17 protein-coding genes are annotated in these 20699 nt (G+C 60.1%); 7 read left to right on the top strand and 10 right to left on the bottom strand.

Annotated elements, in window-relative coordinates:
• Window positions 1–3: 3 nt before the first annotated feature.
• Both JFU37_RS07830 and JFU37_RS07825 read left to right on the top strand, forming a co-directional pair.
• Window positions 4–963: a diiron oxygenase gene (locus tag JFU37_RS07830; protein ID WP_201114743.1), complete on the top strand. Its 960-nt coding sequence runs from the start codon at window positions 4–6 to the stop codon at window positions 961–963.
• A gap of 13 nt (window positions 964–976) precedes the next feature.
• On the top strand, window positions 977–1777 hold the full coding sequence (locus JFU37_RS07825) for an N-acyl homoserine lactonase family protein (RefSeq protein WP_201114741.1): 801 nt from the start codon (window positions 977–979) through the stop codon (window positions 1775–1777).
• A gap of 123 nt (window positions 1778–1900) precedes the next feature.
• Here the strand turns inward: JFU37_RS07825 and JFU37_RS07820 are convergent, their stop codons facing one another.
• Window positions 1901–3331 (bottom strand): aminotransferase-like domain-containing protein, encoded by a 1431-nt coding sequence (locus JFU37_RS07820; RefSeq protein ID WP_201114740.1) that lies wholly within the window; start codon window positions 3329–3331, stop codon window positions 1901–1903.
• Window positions 3332–3901: 570 nt separating this feature from the next.
• On the opposite strand from JFU37_RS07820, the gene JFU37_RS07815 reads away from it, so the two are divergent.
• On the top strand, window positions 3902–5332 hold the full coding sequence (locus JFU37_RS07815) for an IS1182 family transposase (RefSeq protein ID WP_201111875.1): 1431 nt from the start codon (window positions 3902–3904) through the stop codon (window positions 5330–5332).
• A 788-nt stretch (window positions 5333–6120) separates the two neighbouring features.
• Here the strand turns inward: JFU37_RS07815 and JFU37_RS07810 are convergent.
• From JFU37_RS07810 to JFU37_RS07780, 7 genes are all read right to left on the bottom strand, one after another.
• Window positions 6121–6825, bottom strand: coding sequence for a hypothetical protein (locus JFU37_RS07810; protein ID WP_201114739.1), 705 nt, complete (start codon window positions 6823–6825; stop codon window positions 6121–6123).
• A gap of 245 nt (window positions 6826–7070) precedes the next feature.
• Complete coding sequence (locus tag JFU37_RS07805) at window positions 7071–7571, bottom strand: hypothetical protein (protein WP_201114738.1); 501 nt, start codon at window positions 7569–7571, stop codon at window positions 7071–7073.
• A gap of 80 nt (window positions 7572–7651) precedes the next feature.
• On the bottom strand, window positions 7652–8479 hold the full coding sequence (locus JFU37_RS07800) for an ABC transporter permease (RefSeq protein ID WP_201114737.1): 828 nt from the start codon (window positions 8477–8479) through the stop codon (window positions 7652–7654).
• Between the two features lie 8 nt (window positions 8480–8487).
• A complete protein-coding gene (locus JFU37_RS07795) occupies window positions 8488–9360 on the bottom strand; it encodes an ABC transporter permease (protein ID WP_201114736.1) in 873 nt (290 codons plus the stop codon).
• Window positions 9361–9370: 10 nt separating this feature from the next.
• Entirely contained in the window at window positions 9371–10483 is a 1113-nt protein-coding gene (locus tag JFU37_RS07790) for an ABC transporter substrate-binding protein (RefSeq protein WP_201114735.1), read from the bottom strand.
• Window positions 10484–10573: 90 nt separating this feature from the next.
• Window positions 10574–11665, bottom strand: a complete 1092-nt coding sequence (locus JFU37_RS07785; protein WP_201114734.1) for an ATP-binding cassette domain-containing protein — start codon at window positions 11663–11665, stop codon at window positions 10574–10576.
• 261 nt (window positions 11666–11926) lie between these two features.
• The gene (locus JFU37_RS07780; protein ID WP_201114732.1) at window positions 11927–12832 is read right to left on the bottom strand and encodes a LysR substrate-binding domain-containing protein; all 906 of its coding nucleotides are present in this window, start codon (window positions 12830–12832) and stop codon (window positions 11927–11929) included.
• A 340-nt stretch (window positions 12833–13172) separates the two neighbouring features.
• Here JFU37_RS07780 and JFU37_RS07775 point away from each other — a divergent pair, with 340 nt between their 5' ends.
• The 4 genes from JFU37_RS07775 (at window position 13173) to JFU37_RS07760 (ending at window position 18325) form a co-directional block, all read left to right on the top strand.
• Window positions 13173–14777, top strand: a complete 1605-nt coding sequence (locus tag JFU37_RS07775) for a 5-guanidino-2-oxopentanoate decarboxylase (RefSeq protein WP_201114730.1) — start codon at window positions 13173–13175, stop codon at window positions 14775–14777.
• A gap of 100 nt (window positions 14778–14877) precedes the next feature.
• A complete protein-coding gene (locus JFU37_RS07770) occupies window positions 14878–16626 on the top strand; it encodes an amidohydrolase (protein WP_201114728.1) in 1749 nt (582 codons plus the stop codon).
• Window positions 16623–17573, top strand: a complete 951-nt coding sequence (locus tag JFU37_RS07765; RefSeq protein WP_201114726.1) for a CobW family GTP-binding protein — start codon at window positions 16623–16625, stop codon at window positions 17571–17573. Before JFU37_RS07770 ends, JFU37_RS07765 begins: the two co-directional genes overlap by 4 nt.
• Window positions 17570–18325, top strand: coding sequence for a class II aldolase/adducin family protein (locus tag JFU37_RS07760; RefSeq protein ID WP_201114725.1), 756 nt, complete (start codon window positions 17570–17572; stop codon window positions 18323–18325). Before JFU37_RS07765 ends, JFU37_RS07760 begins: the two co-directional genes overlap by 4 nt.
• 123 nt (window positions 18326–18448) lie before the next feature.
• Here the strand turns inward: JFU37_RS07760 and JFU37_RS07755 are convergent, their stop codons facing one another.
• Together JFU37_RS07755 and JFU37_RS07750 are read right to left on the bottom strand one after the other, a co-directional pair.
• Window positions 18449–19969 carry a sensor histidine kinase gene (locus JFU37_RS07755; protein ID WP_201114724.1) on the bottom strand — a complete coding sequence of 507 codons (1521 nt, stop codon included), beginning with the start codon at window positions 19967–19969 and terminating at the stop codon, window positions 18449–18451.
• A complete protein-coding gene (locus JFU37_RS07750; protein ID WP_201114723.1) occupies window positions 19966–20682 on the bottom strand; it encodes a response regulator transcription factor in 717 nt (238 codons plus the stop codon). The genes JFU37_RS07755 and JFU37_RS07750 overlap by 4 nt, the downstream gene beginning before the upstream one ends.
• Between the last annotated feature and the right edge of the window lie 17 nt (window positions 20683–20699).

Genomic DNA, 20699 nt, shown 5'->3' with positions numbered 1-20699 from the left:
GTCATGCAAACAGCAATCGAGATCGCCAAGGTCGATCATCAACTGGTGATACGTCTGAATCAGGCGTGGACTAAACGAGCCACGGTCTGTGCGCCGGACAAGGCTGAAATCAGCGAAGCGTTTGACCCGGCACGCCCGGATTATCCCGAGTGCATGGTGCCGTTTTTCCATCACCCGAAATTCCAGGCCCTGAGCGATGAACTCAAAAGCACCGTGGTGACCTGGGGCTGGATCGGCTACAACCTGCGCACGGTGACCGCTGAAGAACACGTGGTGAACCCGGCGCTGAGCGTTATTGCCAATCAGTACCTGGGCAAGGACGACTGGCATTTCCGCGAGGCGATGCAGCAAACCTTGATCGACGAGCATTACCACACGCTCATGCACCTGCGGGCTATCGAACGCACCAAGGTCGAGCGGGCACTGGATCAGGATCTGGATTTGCCGCCATCGGTCACGTATCTGCGCCTGGCTGCGCTGCGCGAAGAACTGCCCGAGCAGTGGCAGCGAGACCTGGCGGCCATCACCTTTGCGGTGGTGGCGGAGATCAGCGTCAACGCCTATCTGGATTTGTTGGCTGACGATCAGACGATTCAACCGCAAAACCGTCGCGTGGCCGAGCTGCATAACCGCGACGAGTATGCCCACAGCAAGGTGCTCGCCGAAGTGGCGAAGGTCATGTACGCGAACATGGAGCCGACTCAGCGAACGTTTTTCGCACGTACATTGTCGGTGGCACTGAGTGCCTTTATCGCCCAGGACTACTCGATGTGGGAGGCGATCCTGACGCAGCTGGGGGTCGAGGACGCGGCCCTGATCATCGCCGACACTCAGGAGCGCAACAAGAACGCGACGATCATGCGCGATTACAGCGGCCTGCATCGTCTGGCGCAGGATCTGGGCATTTGCGACGAGATCGATTTCGACTTCCGCCCGACCCTCAACGCCGCCGCCGTGGCCTGATCAGGAGGTGAATATGTCCGTTCCTGTGTACGAAGTGTTCGCCATCCGTGTCGGCGCCAATGCCCAGCGCACCGCCCGGGAGAACTTTCTTTACGACGCCTGCTGTGGTGATCCGAATGCGGCGATGCCGTTGGACTACTACTTCTGGGTCATCCGCAATGAACAGCAGGTGATCGTGGTCGACACCTGCTTTCAACCGGCCACGGCGGATCGACGCAACCGTCAGATGTATCGCTTGCCCGAAGAATCCCTGCGCCAACTGGATATCGATCCGGTACACGTCGAGAACCTGATCCTCACGCATTTGCACTGGGATCATGCCGGCAACCTGGGGCTGTTTCCGAAGGCCACGGTGCATTTGCAGGAAGCGGAACTGCGCTTCTGCACCGGGCCGAAAATGGCCCATCGCACGGTGAACAAAACCTACGAGGTCGATGACGTGATGTCGGCGCTACCGCCGCTGTTCGAAGGTCGGATGCGTTTGCACACCGGCACTGTCGAAGTGATGCCCGGCGTAACCTTGCACCCGGTGGGGGGGCATACGCCGGGCAGCCAGGTGGTGCGGGTGGCAACCGCGCGCGGGTGGATTGTGCTGGCCTCGGATGCGGCACATTTGTGGGCGAACATTCGGCAGCGCAGCCCGTTTCCGATCCTTGATGACTTGGCGCAGACGCTTGAGGCGTTCAGCTTGATCGATAGCCTGGCCGACGGCGAAGACCATGTGATCCCCGGCCATGACCCGCTGATTGCTGAACGATTCCCCCATTGGAATGATGATCCGCACATCATCTGCCTGCATCAGAACCCTCTCTAAACCCCCTGGCCCCTGTAGGAGCGAGCTTGCTCGCGAAGGACTTGATGACAACATATTCATTCAGGAAGAACGCGTTATCGTTAACGTTCTTCGCGAGCAAGCTCGCTCCTACAGGATTTGTGTTTATCGCTGGTGTTTGAGGAGTTGTCCGAGGGTCGCCATGGCTTCATCAATCCGCGGTGAGTACGGCGCACCACAACCGATGCGCACAAAGTGATTGAAGCGTTTGGCGTTTGAAAAGATATCCCCCGGCGAAATCTGGATGCCGACCTTCAACGCCTCATGGAAAAACACCATGGACGAATGGTGGCGCGGCAGTTCGACCCATAACAACGTACCGCCCTGAGGGTTGGTCACGCGGGTGCCCTCGGGAAAATAGCGGGTAATCGCCGCGCTCATTTGTTGGCGTTGTTGCGTGAGGATTTTTCTCAAGCGGCGCAGGTAGCGTTCGTAGGACGGTGTCTTCATGAACGCACTGACCGCCAGTTGCGACAACGCTTCGCAGCCACGGGACTGAGTGTGTTTGAGCATCTCCACGCGGTCGTGCCATTTCCCCGCGCTGATCCAGCCCAGGCGCATGCCCGGTGCGAGGGTTTTGTTCAGCGAGGCGCAATAGATCAGGTTATCGGCGCGGTCCCAATGTTTCAGCGTGGACAGCGGCTGTTCCGTGTCGACCAGATCGCCGTAGGTGTCGTCTTCGATCAGTACGGTGTTGTGTTCGGCGCACAGTTGCACCAGTCGCGCCTTGTTGACGTCGGGCATGATGCTGCCCAGCGGATTTTGCAGATTGGGGATGACGATCAGCGCCTGAATCCGTTCGGGACCCCGCAATAGCTGTTCGAGCGCGAACAGGTTGATCCCCGAGTGGGCCGTCGCCGGGACTTCGAGCACGCGCAGGTTCAGGCTTTCGAGCGTTTGCAGCAGACCGTAAAAGGTTGGCGACTCCACGGCCACGGTGTCGCCGGGTTGAGTGACCGCGCGCAAGGCGAGGTTAATCGCTTCGGTTGCGCCGTTGGTGATCACAATTCGCTCGGCTGCCACATTGGTTTTGGCCGTCAGTGCTCGTCGGGCGAGGATATTGCGCAATGCAAGGTTGCCGCAGGTCGACCCTGGCGCACCCAGCAAGTGTTGATCCTGGCGCAACGCCTTGATCATATGATCCTGCAGGGTTTTCAGCGGATAGAGTTCCGGAGCGCAGTAGGCGCTGGCGAAATTGACCTTGATCATCGCGCGCTGACTGGCCTTGAGCACCGACGAAACCTGTTCGTGAATGCCGACGTAAACGCCGGTATCCAACGGTGTGGGCGGGGCGATCGGGGTGGGTTTGGGCAATGTGTCGGGCTGGCGAATGTAGTTGCCGGAGCGCGGACGGGCCTCCAACACGCCATAGTCCTCCAGTTCCCGGCAGACCTGCACCGCGGTCGACAGACTGACGGCGTGCTTTTCCATCATCAGCCGAATGGAGGGAAACCGTTCACCGGTTTTCAGGGTGCCGCTACGGATTGCGTCGAGGTAGTGGTTGGCTAACTGACGGTAAAGGGGCGTCGTGTGCATGATGACCTCAGCAATCGCACCACTGAGGTCTTGGGCTGGAAAGTGAGTTGACGATCCCTGCAGGCGGACCCGTGGTGCTCAAGGGGTAAGGGATGTGTTTGTTCTAGTGTCGATACAGAGAGAGTAATCGTGCTTTTGCTGGAGCTGCGGGCAATAAAAAGCCCCGGTCCGGGGTGTGATGCTGTTCACAGAGGGGAAATGTTTGAGGGGGCTGTAGTTTTTGGTGAGGGGGCTCTTGGGTTGCGGGGGCGTTTTGTTGGGATGGGATGGGATGGGATGGGATGGGATGGGATGGGATGGGATGGGATGGGATGGGATGGGGGGCATATCCGTTTTTGCGGTAGCGGCTGCTGGCGGTTTCGCTCTTACAGCGAGTCACTTTTTACAAACGCCTAAAAAGTAACCAAAAACGCTTGCCCCTCCATTCGGTGCCTCGCTAAGGCTCGGCATGCCCTCACTCCGGCATTGCTCCGGGGGCCCGCCGCCATCGGCCATCCATGGCCCAGAGTGTGTAAAAATCCAAGCCAACCCTTGCTATGATTTCCCGGGATTTCATCGTAAGGGTTAGCCATGAAACGCTTCATTCAAGGTGAACACCGAGGTCAAAGTACCTTGCTCCCCGAGAGCCTGGACGATTACGTCAGCGACACCAATCCGGTGCGCGTTGTCGATGTCTTCGTGGATGAGCTCGACCTGATCACCCTGGGTTTTGAAAGCGCGGTCCCAGCTGAAACGGGCCGACCGGGCTACCACCCCGCCGTCATGCTGAAGATCTACATCTACGGCTATCTCAACCGTATTCAGTCGAGCCGACGCCTTGAGCGCGAGGCGCAGCGCAACGTCGAGCTGATGTGGCTGACCGGTCGCCTGATGCCGGACTTCAAGACCATCGCCAACTTCCGCAAGGACAACGGCAAGGCCATTCGAGGCGTTTGCCGCCAGTTTGTTGTGCTGTGCCAGCAACTAGGGCTTTTCTCGGAAAACCTGATTGCCATCGACGGCAGCAAGTTCAAGGCGGTGAACCACCGCGACCGCAACTTTACCAGCGCCAAGCTGAAGAAGCGGATGGAAGAAATCGAATCGAGCATTGCCCGTTATCTGAAGGCACTGGATGCCGCTGATCGTGAAGAGCCCAAGCCCTCGGACCCAAAAAGCGGCGGCCTGGAAGAGAAAATCGCCAAACTCAAGGAGCAAATGAAAGCGCTTCAGGAGATAGAAATTCAAGTTGAGACATCGCCGGATAAGCAGGTCTCGCTGACCGACCCGGACGCCCGCTCGATGATGACGAGCGGTAAAGGCATCGTGGGTTACAACGTACAGACCGCGGTCGATACCAAGCACCACCTGATCGTTGCGCACGAAGTGACCAATGTGGGCCACGACCGTGATCAGCTCAGTTCGATGGCGGTGCAGGCCCGTGAGGCGATGAAACTCGAATCGTTGTCGGTGGTGGCTGACCGCGGGTATTACAAAAGCGGGGAGATCCTTGCCTGCCATGAAGCAGCGATTACCGCGTATGTGCCGAAGACGCAGAGCTCGCGGGCCAAATTCGATGGCCGCTTTAACAATGATGCTTTCATCTACGACGCGGACAAAGACGTGTACGTCTGCCCCGCCAAGGAAGTGCTGACCTGGCGCAACGCTTGCGTCGATAATGGCAAGACGCTGAACAGTTACTGGAGCTCGAACTGTCGGTCCTGCTCGATAAAGGCGCAATGCACACCGGCCAGAGAGCGAAAGGTTCGTCGCTGGGAACATGAAGCGGTGCTGGAGGAGATGCAGGTCCGCCTGGACGAAGCGCCGGAGATGATGAAGATCCGCAAACGGACAGTTGAACATCCTTTCGGGACGCTCAAACAATGGATGGGTGCGACGCACTTTTTGACCCGACGACTTGCCGGGGTGAGCACCGAAATGAGCTTGAATGTGCTCGCTTACAACTTGAAAAGGGTGATGAAAATCCTCGGTGCGCAGAATCTGATGAAAGCGCTGGCGGCCTGAAAAGCCCCCGTTTTGTCTGGTAGACGAGCTGTGATGCGCCGCCAGAGGCCCCTTGATAACGGGCTGGAGCTACGAAAAACGCTTTTGGTTTAATGAGCCAGCCAACACTCGTCGGCGCACGCGCCGACGATGTTTGAGCCCGTTTTTACACACTCTGGGCCGGGGGCGGCTAACCCGGCATCCATGCCGGGTTGCCCCCTACGCAACGCCTGCGTTCGGCCTCTGGGAAAGGGGCGGCAGATCTGAAGCCGAAGCAAAGCAACGGCAACGGCAACGGCGACGGCAAGATCGGCTTCTTATATGTGGAGCGGGGTAGGAGCGAGCCTGCTCGCGAAGGACGTTAACGATAACGCGTTCTTCCTGAGTAAACGCGTTGCTCTCAAGTCCATCGCGAGCAAGCTCGCTCCTACAGAAAGCAGGTCGGCGTGGAGCTTTTGATTTTTACCACTCAACAGGCCGAGCGTTAGCTCGCCTGCAGCTTTTGATCTGGATGCACCGCCCCCTCGAGAGGCCGAGTGGAGGTTCTGCGCAGTGGGCAACCCGGCATGGATGCCGGGTTAGCCGCCCCCGGCCATGGATGGCCGATGGCGGCGGGCCCACGGAGCAGGACCGGAGCGAGGGCATGCCGAGCCTAGGCGAGGCACCGAACGAAAGGGGCAGAAGCGCTTTGGTTACTTTCGCGCTTTTCGAAAGTGACCCGCCGTAAGGGCGGAACCCTAAGTGGCCCTAGCCTAAAAAATGGATATGCACCGAATCAAAGCCCCAGCGAGCCCCGCTGTAAGGCCGTGTTATTGAGCCGCAATGCTATAGCCATCAAACGCAGTCTGCTGCTGAAGCGCAGTAATGATGTTCTTACGATTGATCGCCTGCTCAACCCCGGCATTGTCCAGGAACGTCTCACCGTCCAGCTCAGCTTCTTCGCCTTCACCAACAAAGGTAAAGCCCAGAAACTCCAGCGCATCACGGTCAACATTCAGGCGCGAACGCGGAGTACGCAGAGGCAGCGTGACACTCATGCCATCTTTGCTAATGGTGAACACTTCAACGTCTTTCTTGGCGCGTGCAGCCTTGCTCTTGCCACTGCTCGGGTTGCTGATGGCCTGATGCGTCTGGTTCAGCACCTTCAACGCCAGCCCGTAAACCAATTCCTGAAAGGCCGGATCGTCCTTGAAACTGGAGAGAATGCGGCTGATCGGGAATTTGCCGCTCAGGTCTTCGAGGGCCGCAATGTCGGCAGCCTCGGCGTCCTTGAGTTGCTTGAGTTCGCCCATCAGTTCGTAGGCTTTATCGTCATCGAAGCTGTCGTGAGCCTGGCGAATCGCGGCGCGCAGCTCGCGGAGCTGGTCGCTTTCCCGGGTGGATTGAAAAGCGTCCAGGACCATCTCGCTGATGGTCTTGGCCTGTGGCACGTGCTGTGAAAGATTGATGGAGTTTTCGTATTCCGCTTTGGACGACAAGGTGACTACGGATTCAGCGGTATTGGAATCGGACATTGAAATTTCACTACTTCTTTTAACTTGAATTGAGGCGAGAAAGCACAGGGCTTTTTCAGGCCGCCTAATCTATTGGACCGAGGCAGCGTTGTCACGGCCCAACAGGCCAACGGGCAAAAGATCTACCCCGATCCCTTGTAGGAGCGAGCTTGCTCGCGAAGGACGTTAACGATAACGCGTTCGTCCTGAATGAACGCGTTGCTTTCAAGACCATCGTCGGAACGCCGCCCGGAGCAAGCTCGCTCCTACAGGGGGGCGGTCTTCAGGGAGCGGAACATTTGATAAAACCTGAGCGAACGTCCGCAAAACAATCCACTGGCAAAGCCTGAGGCACACGCTTTGAGTAATACCATCGGCAACCCCGCCGAGTGCTCCGGAGCAACCTCGGCCTGATACCCAAAGTAGTAACTAACGGCAAAAAACAGCAGATAGAGCGCCAACGTCTTGTTCGTCCCCGGCACGATCAGCCCGGTTCCTGCCTCATCCCGTTCCACACCCTTGCTCGAAAAAATCATCAGCGCGACGACGCCGCCGAACATCACGGCGGCCAGCCAGCAACTGATGGACAGCGGTGGGTTGAGCGTCAGGTTCAGCGAGTACAGCGACCAGCCCAGCAAAATGGGCGGCGTGACCAGCAATGAGGTTTTGCTTTCGCGGGTAGGGGAGAGGGCTTTGACGCCGAAGTAGCAGAGCAGCAGAAAGACCGCGTAAACCCACAGCGGGGTATTTTGCAGAATGTTGAGCATCGCGCAGCGTCCGTGCCGAAAAGGGTGCGGGGATAATAGCCGCACTGCTTTATCAGCAGGCGACTATTTCCCCGAACGATTCACGGGTGGAGCAGTTTCTGTGCGCGTTTATCGGCCAGGTGCTGGACCACCAGGCGACCGATCAACACCAGCAACGTCAGCGAGATCAACAGTACGGAGATGGCGGCAACACTCGGGTCGACGTTATCGCGTAAACCGCTCCAGATCCGTTTCGGCAGGGTATCGACGTTGACGCTGGTGATGAACAGCGTCACCGCGACTTCTTCCCACGACAGGGCAAACGCCAGCAGCGCAGTGGAAGCGATGCCCAGTTTCAGGTTCGGCAGGATCACCATGAACGTGGTCTGCATCAGGCTGGCGCCGAGGTTGCGTGACGCCAGTTCGATACGCCGGTCAATCTGGCTGAGGGCAACCAACATGGTGACGACACCGTACGGCACCACCATGATCACGTGAGCAATCACCACGCCGGTCAACGTGTCGTAGCCGATTCCCGGTGCGTAGCGCCCGAGTTTGGTTTCCATGAAGTACAGCACCAGCGCCGAAATAACCGGTGGAATGGCCATCGGCAGCAGCACCAGGCCGATCAGCGCCGTGGCCAGTTTCGAGCGCATGTACCAGATGCCGAGGCTGAAACTGGCGGCCAGCAAGGTGGCGATCACGCTGGTGGCGAGCGCGATGGTCAGGCTTTGGCTGATGGCATGGAACCAGTCAGGGTTGCTGATCAGGGCTTCGTAATGACGCAACGACCAGTTGCCTTCCGGCATCGACAGGAAGCGTTTGCTGGTGAAGGACACCGGAATGACCGTCAGCAACGGGAACAACATAAAGGCCATGGCAATCACGGCCAGCAACCGGGTACTCAGGCTTGTGCGATGGGTGTTCATAAGTAACCTCAGCCGACCAGTCGATTCAGGCGGGTGATTTTCAGCAGCACCCAGATCAATGCGCTGACCAGAGCCAGCAACACCACGCTGAGCGCAGCCCCCAAGCCCCAGTTACTGGTCTGGAACATTTGCAGGAACACGTATTCGGCGATCATCACTGTTTGCCCACCCCCCAACAGTACCGGGGTGATAAAGAAGCCGAGGCAGAACACGAAGACCATGATGAACGCGCCCAACATGCCCGGCAGCGTTTGTGGCAGCAGCACTTGCCAAAAGGTGCGCAACGCACCGGCACCCAGTCCGCGCGATGCCATGAGAATGCGTTGATCCAATTGGCGCATGCTCGACAGCAACGGGAATACGGCATACGGAATCATCACGTGGAGCATGCCGATGACCACGCCGATTTCATTGCGGCTCAATTGCAGCGGTTGATCAATCAGTCCCATGCCCAACAAACCTTCATTGAGCACACCATTGCTGCGCAGCGCGATCAGCCAGCCGAACGCCCGCACCAGTACCGAAATCCAGAACGGAATGAAAATGCAGATCTCGACCACGCGTTGCCAGAACGGTGGGCTGAATATCCAGCAATAGGCCAGCAGATAGCCGATGAGCAACGCCAGGCAACTGACGGTCATGCACAGGCGCAAGGTGCGCCAGAGCATGTCGTGGATCGCCGGGTCTGTGGCGATCCGCTGGTATTGCTCGATGCCCGGTGTCGGTAGCGAGAAGCTCCAACCCACCACGCCCAGAAACGGCAGCACGTAGAAAATCAGCAGCAACACCGGCAGTGGAAACAGCAGCAAACCACGCTCCAGGCCCGGCGAGCTGAACCGGGGCTTGGGTTTGGTCAGGGTAGCGGTCAGGGTGATAGTCATGATCGATGGCTCACTTGGACAGCCGTGTCAGGTACGTTTCCAAGGCCTTCGAGTAGTTATCGGCGTACCACTGGGCGTTCAGGGCGATCTGTTTTTTCAGGTTCGCTTCGGACCCGCAGTTGGCTTCGAGCTGCTGTGCCGACATCAGTTTTTCGGTGGCACTGTTGGAAGGACCGTTACCCAGCAGTTCGAAGAGCTTGAGCTGGCCTTGGGGTTGCAACGCTTGCTGAATGAACTGCATGGCCGGTTGAGTGCCTGCCGGGTTGCCCGAAAGCACGGCCCAACTGCTGGAGTTGATCAGTCCATTGTCGAAGCTCCAACGCACGCGGTTGTCGGTGTCCTCGCTCAGCAACTTGGCGCGGGTATGCCAGATGGCACCGACCGACACTTCGCCGTCGACCATCAGTTGCTGGCTTTCGGCACCCGAACTCCAGAACGACAGCACATGGGGTTTGATCTCGTCGATCTTGGCCATCGCCCGGGCAACATCCAGCGGGTAGAGCTGGTCAGCCGGTACGCCGTCGGCCAGCAACGCCGCTTCGAGCATCCCGTTCATCCATTTGTACAGCGTGCGCTTGCCAGGGAATTTCTTGACGTCCCAGAAATCGGCCCAGGTCTTCGGTCCGTTGTCGCCGAATTTTGCGCTGTCCCAGGCCATGACATAGCTGAACTGATAGCTGGCGATGCCGAAGTCGGAGGCCAGCGCCGGGGCCACGTGGTCGCGCTGAATCACGTTGTAATCCAGCGGTTGCAGGATCTTTTCGCGGCCCAGCACGATGGCGCTGTAGCTCTCGACGTCGACCACATCCCAGCTTGGCTGACCGCTGGCCAGTTGCGAGCGTACAGCGCCTTCGGTCGGGCCTGCACCGTCGATACGCACCTGAATACCGGTGCTCTTGGTGAAGGTGTCGGTCCACGCCGAGCGGAACGCGTTCAGTGCGTCGCCACCCCAGTTGACCACCACCAGCGGCTTGTCGGCCGACCAGCTGATGCCACTGCGAAGGGCCAGCGGCACCGCCGCCAGCAGCCCCATGGCCTGCATGAAGGTACGACGGTTGATCTGCCCGCCACGGGCTTTTTCGATCAGCACTTCAATACAGTCGCGTTGATGATCCTGGCTCATTGCAAGTCCTCAGTCGGCGGGTGTCCCTACGGACAGTGGCCTTTTTGTTGTCATTAGGAGAGAGCTTTGTGAAGCATGTTTTTTGCGGCTTCAGGCCTGTAGCAGGAAGCTGTGTTGCACCGGCCAGCTCAGCCACACCGGCGCACCACCGGGCATCAGCGCGCCTGGGTGGTTGCCGGGTACCGACAGGTTGACGGGCAACGCATCACCACCGACCTTGAGGGCCAGGTGGGTGCTGGCACCTTGGTAGACCTTGTCGGTGAGTTGCGCGGGCACCACGTTGTAACCGTCCCGGGTCGGGCAGTCCCTGTGCAGTTCCATGTGTTCGGGGCGCACGGCCAACACCGTCGGTTGACCGCTTAATGCTTTGGGGGCGAGGGCGTGCAGCACGCTAGTGCCGCAGCGACCACTGGCGGTCGGGCCGTTGCGAGTCATGTCCACCAGCGGGAACAGGTTCATCTTGCCGAGGAATTCGGCGACAAAGCGGCTCTCGGGCCGGTTATAGATATTTTCCGGGGTATCGACTTGCGTCAGTCGGCCATGGTTGAAGATCGCGATGCGCGACGACAGCGCCAGGGCCTCGTTTTGGTCGTGGGTCACAAAAACAAAGCTCGTGCCGACCTGGCGATGGATGCGCTGCAGTTCGGTTTGCAGCTGTTCGCGAAGGTTTTTATCCAGTGCCGACAGCGGCTCATCGAGCAGCAGCAGTTCCGGCTCGAACACCAGCGCCCGGGCAATCGCCACACGCTGTTGCTGGCCACCCGACAGTTCGGCCGGTTTCTTGTGCATGTGCGCGCCAAGCCCGACCACTTCCAGGATGTGTTTGACCCGGCGCTGACACTCTTCAGCAGCGACTTTGCGGATGCGCAACGGATACGCCACGTTATCGGCGACGCTCATGTGCGGGAACAGCGCATAGCCCTGGAACACCATGCCGTAATTTCGCTTCTCGGCAGAGCGCTTGATGATATCGACGCCTTGTTCCATCAACTTGCCCGAGGTCGGGCTGAGGAAGCCGGCCAGGATCATCAGCAAGGTGGTCTTGCCCGAACCGGAAGGGCCCAGCAGGGTCAGGAATTCGCCTTGGCGAACGTCAAGATCGACATTATCCAGCGCCGCAAAACGACCGTAATACTGGCTGATACCTTGTGCGCTGAGCTGAATCGCTGAACCACTGGACACGATGGACATTCCTCTTTTTATTGCCCCAAGGCGTGCGAGGACGGATGCAAATCCGGCAGGGGCTTTGGGCTCATTATTGTTAAAAATATCGCTACATCAATGGAATTATTTTGCCGGTATTGGTTAGTTTTATTACTCAATAAGCAACACTGTAGGAGCGAGCTTGCTCGCGATGGTCGCGAACGATGACGCGTAAATTCCGGTGCCCAACGGCGCTCTCTGGTTTTCGCGAGCAAGCTCGCTCCTACAGTTAGTGGATTGTCAGAGGGGGTCTTGCCAGGTTTGATGGGACGACTGGAGTTGGGTCTTGACCCAGTTGCTGAAGGCCTGGACCACTGCGCGTTCGGCTTTTTGCGGGTCGCAAGCCAGGTAATAGCCGCGGTGCAGGTCGATGGTGATGTCGAAGGGGCGCACCAATAAGCCCTTGGACAAGGCATCGCCGCTGATCAGGTTGTCGCCGATGGCGATGCCCTGGCCGGCAATGCATGCCGACTGCGCGCAGTGCGCATCGGAGAACAGAATGCCGCTCGTTGCATTGACGCCCGACGCACCGGCGGTGGTCAGCCAGACGCGCCAGTCCGAGTAATCAGTCATGTGCAGCAACGGATAGCCAGCAAGTTCCTGCGGGCTTTTCAGACCGCCCAACGCGTTGATCAGGCGCGGGCTGCACACCGGGAAAAAGCGCAGTGCAACGATTTCTTCGACCACCATCTCCGGCCAGTCGCCAATGCCGTAGGCGATGGACAGGTCGACGCTCGGGTTATTGACGTCGTCCGGTGTCCTGGGGGAAATCAGCTGCAATTGCACTTGCGGGTACTGACGCAAGAACGCCCCGATGTGGTGGCACAACCAATACGTGGCAAACCCCGGCGCGCAACTGACGCACAGCCGGCCAGAGATCTCCTGGTCGTCGACCAACTGACCAGCGTCCAGCAGGTTCAACAGAATCCCGCGCACCTCACGTGCATAGCGTTCGCCTTGATACGTCAGGCCGATGCCCCGACCAATTCGCTCGGTGAGTGCGAAGCCGACGCATTCCTCCAGTTTGCTGATCTGGTGGCTGATGGCGCTGCGGGTCAGGTTCAGTTCACGGGCGGCGACCGACACGCTGCCAAGGCGGGCGACGGCGTCGAGGGCACGAAGGGCGGTCATCGATGGAAAACGCATAAATCATCCCGCTGAAAAGTTGGAAGAACAGGACCGCGCGCGAACGCTAATCCTGTGGCGAGGGAGCTAGTCGGAACGCCGCACCGTCCCGCTCGGCTGCGTAGCAGTCGCACGCTGTGTCCGAGGTGTACCTTGTGTGACGAGGTCATTGTTTTGGGGCCGCTACGCGACCCGGCGGGAGCAAGCTCCCTCGCCACACATTCCGTGCATGACTGGCTGCATATGGTGACGTAAATTGAACAGTCAGGCCAAAAAAAATCGATTGTTGTATCGGTTGGTTCAACAATACTAGCGTAACTCGTCATCGGGCCAGGCTGGTCCATCATCAAAGAGGTGCTGCATGACCCGTTGTGCCCAGGCGCTCGTTCAGTTGCTGGAAGGCTATGGCGTTGAAACCGTCTTCGGCATTCCCGGCGTGCACACCGTGGAGCTTTATCGGGGCTTGCATGGCAGTCGCCTGAAACACATCAGCCCGCGCCATGAGCAGGGGGCCGGGTTCATGGCGGACGGCTATGCCCGCGCCAGCGGCAAGCCCGGCGTCTGTTTCATCATTTCCGGCCCCGGCATGACCAATATTCTCACCGCGATGGGCCAGGCCTATGCGGACTCGGTGCCGATGCTGGTGATCTCCACCTGCAACCGCCGCGAGCACCTGCGCCTGGGCCATGGTCATCTGCATGAACTGCCCGACCAGCGCGCCATGGTCGCCGGCGTCTGTGCGTTCAGCCATACCGTGCAGCACCCGGATCAATTGCCGGAAGTGCTGGCGCGAGCCTTTGCCGTGTTTGGCTGTATGCGGCCGCGACCGGTGCACATCGAGATTCCGCTGGATGTGCTGGAGATGTCAGCGGCCAATCTCGATGTGCGCCCGCGCGCCTTGCCGGTGGCACCTGTACCGGCGGCCGTTGCAATAGAAGCCGCTGTGACCTTGATCAACAACGCGCAGCGCCCATTGATCCTGGCCGGTGGCGGCGCGCGTCGAGCCAGTGAGGCCCTGACCTTACTCGCTGAACGTTTGCAGGCACCGGTCGCACTGACTACCAATGCCCGAGGCTTGCTCCCTCCCGAACACCCCCTGTTGCTCGATGGCGTGCAGTCGTCGGCGCACGGTCGTGAGCTGTTTGCCGAGGCCGATGTAGTGCTGGCCATCGGCACCGAGTTGGGAGAAACCGATTACGACTTTTTCGGTTTGGGGCCTTTGGCGTTCACCGCGCCGCTGATTCGTCTGGACATCGATCCAATGCAGGTGCTGGGCGCTCAACCGGCCACGGTCGGTTTGCTCGGTGACGCCGAGCAGGGGATGCGTGCGCTGTTGGCGCAACTGCCGCAACGCCAGGCCGATCAAACCTGGGCGAGTGTCCGGGTGACGCAGGTGAATGCACTCGAACACGCCGGCTGGAACCCGAAACAGTGTCGCTTGCAGGAGGTGCTCGATACGGTTCGTGACGCCTTGCCGCAGCCGCTGATCGTCGGTGATTCGACCCAACCGGTGTACCAGGGCGCCTTGGGTTATCGGGCGCCTGCACCCAACAGTTGGTTCAACGCCGGCACCGGATACGGGACCCTCGGCTACGCATTGCCGGCGGCCATCGGCGCCAAACTCGCGCTGCCGCTGCGACCCGTGGTGGCGTTGGTGGGGGACGGTGGCTTGCAGTTTTCCAGCGCCGAACTGATCGCCGCCAAAGAGGCCGGTGCCGGGGTGATTCTGCTGCTCTGGAACAACTCAAGCTACGCCGAAATTCGCGACTACATGAATGCCAAAGCGGTGCCGTTGCTGGGCGTCGATATCCTCACACCGGACTTCGCCGCGTTGGCGCAAAGCTGCCACGTGCCTCATCACCGGGTGAGCAATCTGCACCACTTGCGCGAGCGGCTGGGACAGCTCGGCAGCACGCAGACACCGGTGATGCTCGAACTGGACGCCGCGGCTTTTCTGGCGGAGTAAGCACCGCACTGCGGGTGACAAAAATAAAAATCTACAGGTCGCCGAAGCGCACGACGCGCGGTGGACCTTCCTATCGCACTGAACTCAAAAGGTGGCTTACATGGCTGAGTCCGACAACTTTTCCTCGACCCATTCCGCGCATGGAACATACGCCGATCTGATCCTCGGTAACGGTCGCATCTACACCCAGGATCCTTTGAACCCGTGGGCCGAGGCCGTGGCGATCCGCGACGGCAAGTTGATCGGTGTCGCCAGCCTGAGCGAGCTTCAAGCGTTCAAGGGCCCGAACACCGTGTTGCATGATCTGCAAGGCGCGTTCTGCATGCCGGGCCTGCACGATATGCACACGCACCCCGACCTGGCACTGGCGCCACGCTACAGCGATGACCTGGATGTCGGCATCGAAGACCCGACGCCCGAGCAACTGCGTGAAAGCATCCTCGCCTATGCCGACTCCCATCCGGGCGACGGCTGGATTTATGGGCAGTATTGGGTGCGTTACACCTTTCGCGAGGCCGGATTGACGCCGGGTCGGGCGTGGCTCGACAGCGTCATGCCGGACCGCCCCGTGGCGCTGCTCGACCGGATGTGGGGCACGATGATGGTCAACTCCAAGGCATTGGAACTGGCCGGCATCGATCGTCACACCGCAGACCCGCGCAACGGCTATCTGGAGCGTGACGAACTGACGGGCGAGCCCAACGGCCTGATGATCGACGGCGCCTACGCGATGATCCATGCCGCCATGCCACCCACCCCGGTCAGCGTACTGCGTCGCGCCTACCGCGATGGCGTGCACTTTCAGAGCTCCCGTGGCGTGACCGCCAGTAAATACGTGCACGTCTGCGAACAACGCTTGCAGGCGTTGAAAGAACTCGACGACAGCGGTGAGCTGACCGTTCGAATCGAAGCCGCCATCAGTTGGCAGGACGATATTTTCCCGGTACGTCGCCGCTGGGAATTGCTCAGTGGTGAACGTCACTACTACCGCAGCGCACGCCTGAGTGCCAACGCGGTGAAGTTCCACTTCGACGGCACGGTCGAGCCCAAGTCTTCGTACTTGCTGACGCCATGGCCGCAAGAGTCGAGCTGGCGCGGCAAGCTCAACCTGACGCCCGAGCACATCACCGACATGGTGGTGGACATGGACAGCAAAGGCATCCGGGTGATCGCTCATTGCACCGGTGATGGCGCGTCCGACGTGTTTCTCGATGCTGTGGCCGAAGCCCGTCGTCGTAACGGTTTCAGTGGTGTACGCCACCAGTGCGCCCACAGCACGTTGCTGCATCCGGGCAACCTGCCGCGCTTCAAGGAACTGAACGTCATCGCCGAATTTTCCCCGGCCGCCTGGTACCCGACGCCGTTCGCCAGTGGTGCACGTTCGGGCTACGGTCAGGAACGACTCAAGCGCATCTACGATTTCAAGGGCGTGCTCGAAGCCGGTGGCACCGCGGTCATGGGCACTGACTGGCCGGTGGCATCGATTGACCCGTGGCTGGCACTGGAAACCATGGTCACTCGCCAGAATCCATGGAACGACGACCCGGCCTGCTTCGGCGATCCGATCAGCCTCGAACAGGCGCTGAACGTGGTCACGCGCAACGGTGCCGTGGCCATGGGCCTGGAACAGAGCACCGGCAGCCTGGAAGTCGGCAAGTCGGCGGACTTGATCGTCATCGACCGCGACCTGTTTGCCGAACCTGCGCGCAACTACATCCATCGCACCAACGTGCTGCTGACCTTTGTCGAAGGGCAGTTGGTCTACGACCGCCATTCAACGCTGGCGGCGGCTGGATTGAAAGCGGTTTGGCAGGGTGAACCACCGGTGCTGGAGGGTAAGGCGAAATGACCACATCACGGATTGCAGTGACCGTTGTTTCGGGGTTTCTCGGTGCCGGTAAAACCACCTTGCTCAACCGCATGGTGCGACGTGCGGAAGGCCGGCGGCTGGCAGTGATCGTCAACGATTTCGGCGAGTTGAACATCGATGCGGCCATCGTTTCCGAAGTCACGGATGCGGTGGTCAGCCTGCAAAACGGTTGTATTTGCTGCACGGTGCAAGAAGACCTGTTGGCGCAACTGACCAGCATGGCGCAGCTGCAACCCAGGCTTGAGCGTATCGTCATTGAATGCAGTGGTGTGTCCGATCCGCAGCGTATCGTGCAAACCCTGGCGTACCCGCAACTGCGCAGCCAGATGCAATTGGACATGGTGATCACGGTGGTCGATGCCACCCGGCATCTGCAACTCGAGGGTGAATACGCTCGACTGGCAAGGGCCCAGGTGGCCGCGGCTGATTTACTGCTGTTGAACAAAACCGATCTGGTCGACGACCAGCAGTTGCAGACGCTGCGCGAGGCGTTGGGCGCCAGGACTCGCGTTCACGCCAGTGTGCAGGCGCAGCTGCCGGATGCCCTTTGGCTGGATTCGGAGCTGGACCTTGAACCACGCGCACTGAAACCAATGACTCGGGTGTCGACCGACGATCACAGCGAAATGTTCAGCAGTTGGCTGTGGCAGGACACTGCCGCGCTTGACGTCGAACGTTTGCGTGGGTGGCTGCAGGCACTGCCCAGCGAGGTCTTCCGGGTCAAGGGCTTGGTGGTGCTGGCGCAGGGCGGCAAGGCGCACTGGCTGCAACACGTCGGCACTCGCAGTCAGTTTCTGCCCGCCACGGATGAAGCAGAGGCTAACGCGACACGGCTGGTGTTTATTGCGGGTCGTGGCTTCGACGGCTGGGAAGCATTGGGGCGAGGGCTGGACGCCTGCAAGGTGAGCGAGGACGCCCGGACATGAATCCGACCGAACAACGTTTACGTGAGGAGCTGGCGGCCTGTTATCGATTGATCGCGCACTTTCGCATGACCGATTTGATCTTTACCCACATCTCGGTACGTTTGCCGGGGCCCGAGCATCACTTCCTGATCAATCCGTATGGGCTGATGTTCGAAGAAATCACTGCCTCCAATCTGGTGAAGATCGACCTCGATGGTCGCGCGGTGGAGCCGTCGCCGTACCCGGTGAATCCGGCAGGTTTTGTGATTCACAGCGCCATTCACGGGGCTCGTGACGACGCGCAATGCGTGCTGCATACGCACACCAAAGCCGGTTGTGCGGTGGCGGCGTTGAAAGGCGGGTTGTTGCCGGTGAACCAGATTTCCATGGAGTTCTATGGTCGGGTTGCCTACCACGACTATGAAGGCGTGGCGCTGGACATGAGCGAACAGCAACGCCTGGTGCAGGACCTGGGCGACAAGTCGGTGCTGATGCTGCGCAACCACGGTTTGCTGACCGTCGGTGAATCGGTGAGCCAGGCGTTTTTGCGCATGTATTACCTGGAGAAGGCCTGTGAAATCCAGCTGGCCGCGCAAGCTGCCGGTGAGCTGGTTTTGCCGCCTGTCGAGGTGTGCGAACACACCGAGCGCCAGTTCAACGACCCTGGACGACCGCTGGACGAAGGCCAGTTGAGCGACCCGGATGGTCTGCAGTTGGCGTGGGCGGCGTTGTTGCGATTGCTCGACCGTGTTGCTCCGGGTTATCGGGATTGATCCAGGCCCTTTGTTGAATGGGCTGGCCTCTTCGCAGGCAAGCCAGCTCCCACAGGTGATTTGCGGTGAGTCGCAGATCCAATGTGGGAGCGGGCTTGCTCGCGAAGGAGGCGCCGCGGTCTATCAGGCTTGGCCCGGTGTATTCAGGTTCATCGAACGCTCAGCCAGGGCCGTCGCAGTACCCTCATCCACGGGCAGCGAAAAGCTGAACGTTGCACCTTGCCCCGGCACATCCATCAGACGGATCTCGCGGCCATGCAACTGCAGGATTCGATGCACGATGCGCAGCCCCAGTCCGCCGTCGCGCCGTGCGCCGCCAATGTTGAACGGACGCAGGAACAAGCCTTCACGCAGTTCGGTGGCGATACCCGGGCCGCTGTCACTGACGGTGATCTCGACGAACCGGCCTTGCGGCACGAGGCTGATATCGATGGCTCCACCCTGCGGTGTGTGGCGCAGGGCGTTGTCAAAAAGGTTGGTCAGCACGCGCTCGATCAGGCCAAGGTCGGCGCACACAGCGGATACGGTGGGCGCGAAGTTGGCCCGGAGTTGCACTTGCCGTGCCTCGGCCGTCAGTTCGAATTTCTGAAAGATGTCCTGCACCAGATCGGTCAGCGAGAAGCGCTCCAGCACCGGTTGCACGAAGCCGTGTTCCAGCCGCACCAGTTCCAGCAGTGATTGCGCCAGGCCGCCGACCTTGCGGCTTTGATCCAGCGCGATGCCCAGGTAGCGGCGACGGTCGGCGGGGGACAGCGTAGCGTCCTTCAGCGACAGGGTTTCCAGATACCCGTGCAGCGAAGCCAGCGGGGTGCGCAGGTCGTGGGAAATGTTGGCCACCAGCTCACGGCGTTCCTGATCCTGGCGGGTCAAGGTGCGCCACTGTTCACCGAGGCGCGCCTGCATCTGCCGGAAGGTGGCGTCGAGTATGGCTATTTCATCGTGGCTGGTGGTTGTTTCTGCCGGCGCCGGTGTCGGCGGCGTGACCGGGACGCCGTCAATGTCGAACTGGCTGACGGTTTCGGTCAAGCGGCGCAACGGACGGGTGATCAGGGCAAACGCCGTGAGACCGGCAATCAGGCACAGCAGCGCTACCAGGCCGATGGACCACAGGGCGGTATTGAGGGCGGCGCTGGTGGCCCCGCGTTCGGCGAAGCGGTCGTGCTCTTCACCGAGCAAGACCACATAGAGATAACCGGCCGGTTTGCCGTCGACCTTCAACGGCGCGGCGCTGAAGACTTTGCGGGCATCGAGGCTGCGTGGGTCGTCGCCGAGAATCGGCAGCGCATCGCCCTTGAGCAGGCGCTGGATCGGCGCCAGGTCGACCCGTTCCCGGTGAATCCGCCCCTCAGGCGCAGCGCTGCCGACAATCTTGCCCTCGATGTCGAGCAGGTAGACCTCGACGCTGGGGTTTACCAGCATCAGTTGGCTGAACAGATCGCGCACCGCATTGGGCATCAGGCCTTTGTTGTCCATCAGCACCGTGTCGCGGGCGATGTGTTGCGCCAGATCCCGCGATAACCCTTGCACCACTTCCTGTTCATGCATCTGGTTGGAGCGCACCTGCAGCCATGCCGAGGTGCCGCAGCACACCAGCAGCAGCACGGCGAAAACCAGGGACAGGCGCTGGGTCAGGGTTAACCTCATGGCTGCTCCTCCTTGGCCGCGAATTTGTAGCCTCGCCCCCACACCGTGAGGATGCGCACCGGTTGTGCCGGGTCGGTCTCGATCTTCGCCCGCAGACGGTTGATGTGGGTGTTGACCGTGTGTTCGTAGCCTTCGTGGCTGTAGCCCCACACGGCGTTGAGCAGGTCCATGCGCGAGAACACTTTGCCGGGCTGGCGGGCGAAGAAATACAACAGGTCGAACTCCCGGGGCGTGAGGTCCAGGCGGCGACCGTCGAGGGACACGTCGCGGGTGATCGGGTCGATGGAGAGACCGTCCGAGAGCAGGCTGCCGGCATCCATTTTCAGGTTGCGGGCCATGGCGTCGACCCGGCGCAGCAGCGCTTTGACCCGGGCCACGAGCTCGAGCATGGAAAACGGTTTGGCCAGGTAATCGTCGGCGCCGAGTTCGAGCCCGACAATCCGGTGCATTTCGCTGGAGCGCGCACTGGTGATGATGATCGGCGTATAGCGAGCCATGGCACGGGCGCGACGGCAGATTTCCAGGCCGTCGACGCCCGGCAGCATCAGGTCGAGGATCAGCGCGTCCCAGGTGCCTTGCTGCAGCAGGCGCATGCCTTCATCGCCATCGGCGCAATGCACCACCTCGAACTGCTCGTCGCGCAGATGCAGGCAGATAAGGTCGGCGATATGCAGGTCGTCTTCGACCACGAGGACGCGTTTGGTCTGTTCCATCAAGCTCAATCCTTCAG

Source organism: Pseudomonas sp. TH41 (assembly GCF_016650695.1).
In the GTDB taxonomy this organism is placed as follows: domain Bacteria; phylum Pseudomonadota; class Gammaproteobacteria; order Pseudomonadales; family Pseudomonadaceae; genus Aquipseudomonas.
This window is presented reverse-complemented; position numbering and strand designations above follow the sequence as displayed.

Bases quoted from the DNA above. Each gene is read 5' to 3' on its own strand.
- JFU37_RS07830 (WP_201114743.1), top strand. From the start codon at position 4: ATGCAAACAGCAATCGAGATCGCCAAGGTCGATCATCAACTGGTGATA.
- JFU37_RS07825 (WP_201114741.1), top strand. From the start codon at position 977: ATGTCCGTTCCTGTGTACGAAGTGTTCGCCATCCGTGTCGGCGCCAAT.
- JFU37_RS07820 (WP_201114740.1), bottom strand. From the start codon at position 3,331: ATGCACACGACGCCCCTTTACCGTCAGTTAGCCAACCACTACCTCGAC.
- JFU37_RS07815 (WP_201111875.1), top strand. From the start codon at position 3,902: ATGAAACGCTTCATTCAAGGTGAACACCGAGGTCAAAGTACCTTGCTC.
- JFU37_RS07810 (WP_201114739.1), bottom strand. From the start codon at position 6,825: ATGTCCGATTCCAATACCGCTGAATCCGTAGTCACCTTGTCGTCCAAA.
- JFU37_RS07805 (WP_201114738.1), bottom strand. From the start codon at position 7,571: ATGCTCAACATTCTGCAAAATACCCCGCTGTGGGTTTACGCGGTCTTT.
- JFU37_RS07800 (WP_201114737.1), bottom strand. From the start codon at position 8,479: ATGAACACCCATCGCACAAGCCTGAGTACCCGGTTGCTGGCCGTGATT.
- JFU37_RS07795 (WP_201114736.1), bottom strand. From the start codon at position 9,360: ATGACTATCACCCTGACCGCTACCCTGACCAAACCCAAGCCCCGGTTC.
- JFU37_RS07790 (WP_201114735.1), bottom strand. From the start codon at position 10,483: ATGAGCCAGGATCATCAACGCGACTGTATTGAAGTGCTGATCGAAAAA.
- JFU37_RS07780 (WP_201114732.1), bottom strand. From the start codon at position 12,832: ATGCGTTTTCCATCGATGACCGCCCTTCGTGCCCTCGACGCCGTCGCC.
- JFU37_RS07775 (WP_201114730.1), top strand. From the start codon at position 13,173: ATGACCCGTTGTGCCCAGGCGCTCGTTCAGTTGCTGGAAGGCTATGGC.
- JFU37_RS07770 (WP_201114728.1), top strand. From the start codon at position 14,878: ATGGCTGAGTCCGACAACTTTTCCTCGACCCATTCCGCGCATGGAACA.
- JFU37_RS07765 (WP_201114726.1), top strand. From the start codon at position 16,623: ATGACCACATCACGGATTGCAGTGACCGTTGTTTCGGGGTTTCTCGGT.
- JFU37_RS07760 (WP_201114725.1), top strand. From the start codon at position 17,570: ATGAATCCGACCGAACAACGTTTACGTGAGGAGCTGGCGGCCTGTTAT.
- JFU37_RS07755 (WP_201114724.1), bottom strand. From the start codon at position 19,969: ATGAGGTTAACCCTGACCCAGCGCCTGTCCCTGGTTTTCGCCGTGCTG.
- JFU37_RS07750 (WP_201114723.1), bottom strand. From the start codon at position 20,682: ATGGAACAGACCAAACGCGTCCTCGTGGTCGAAGACGACCTGCATATC.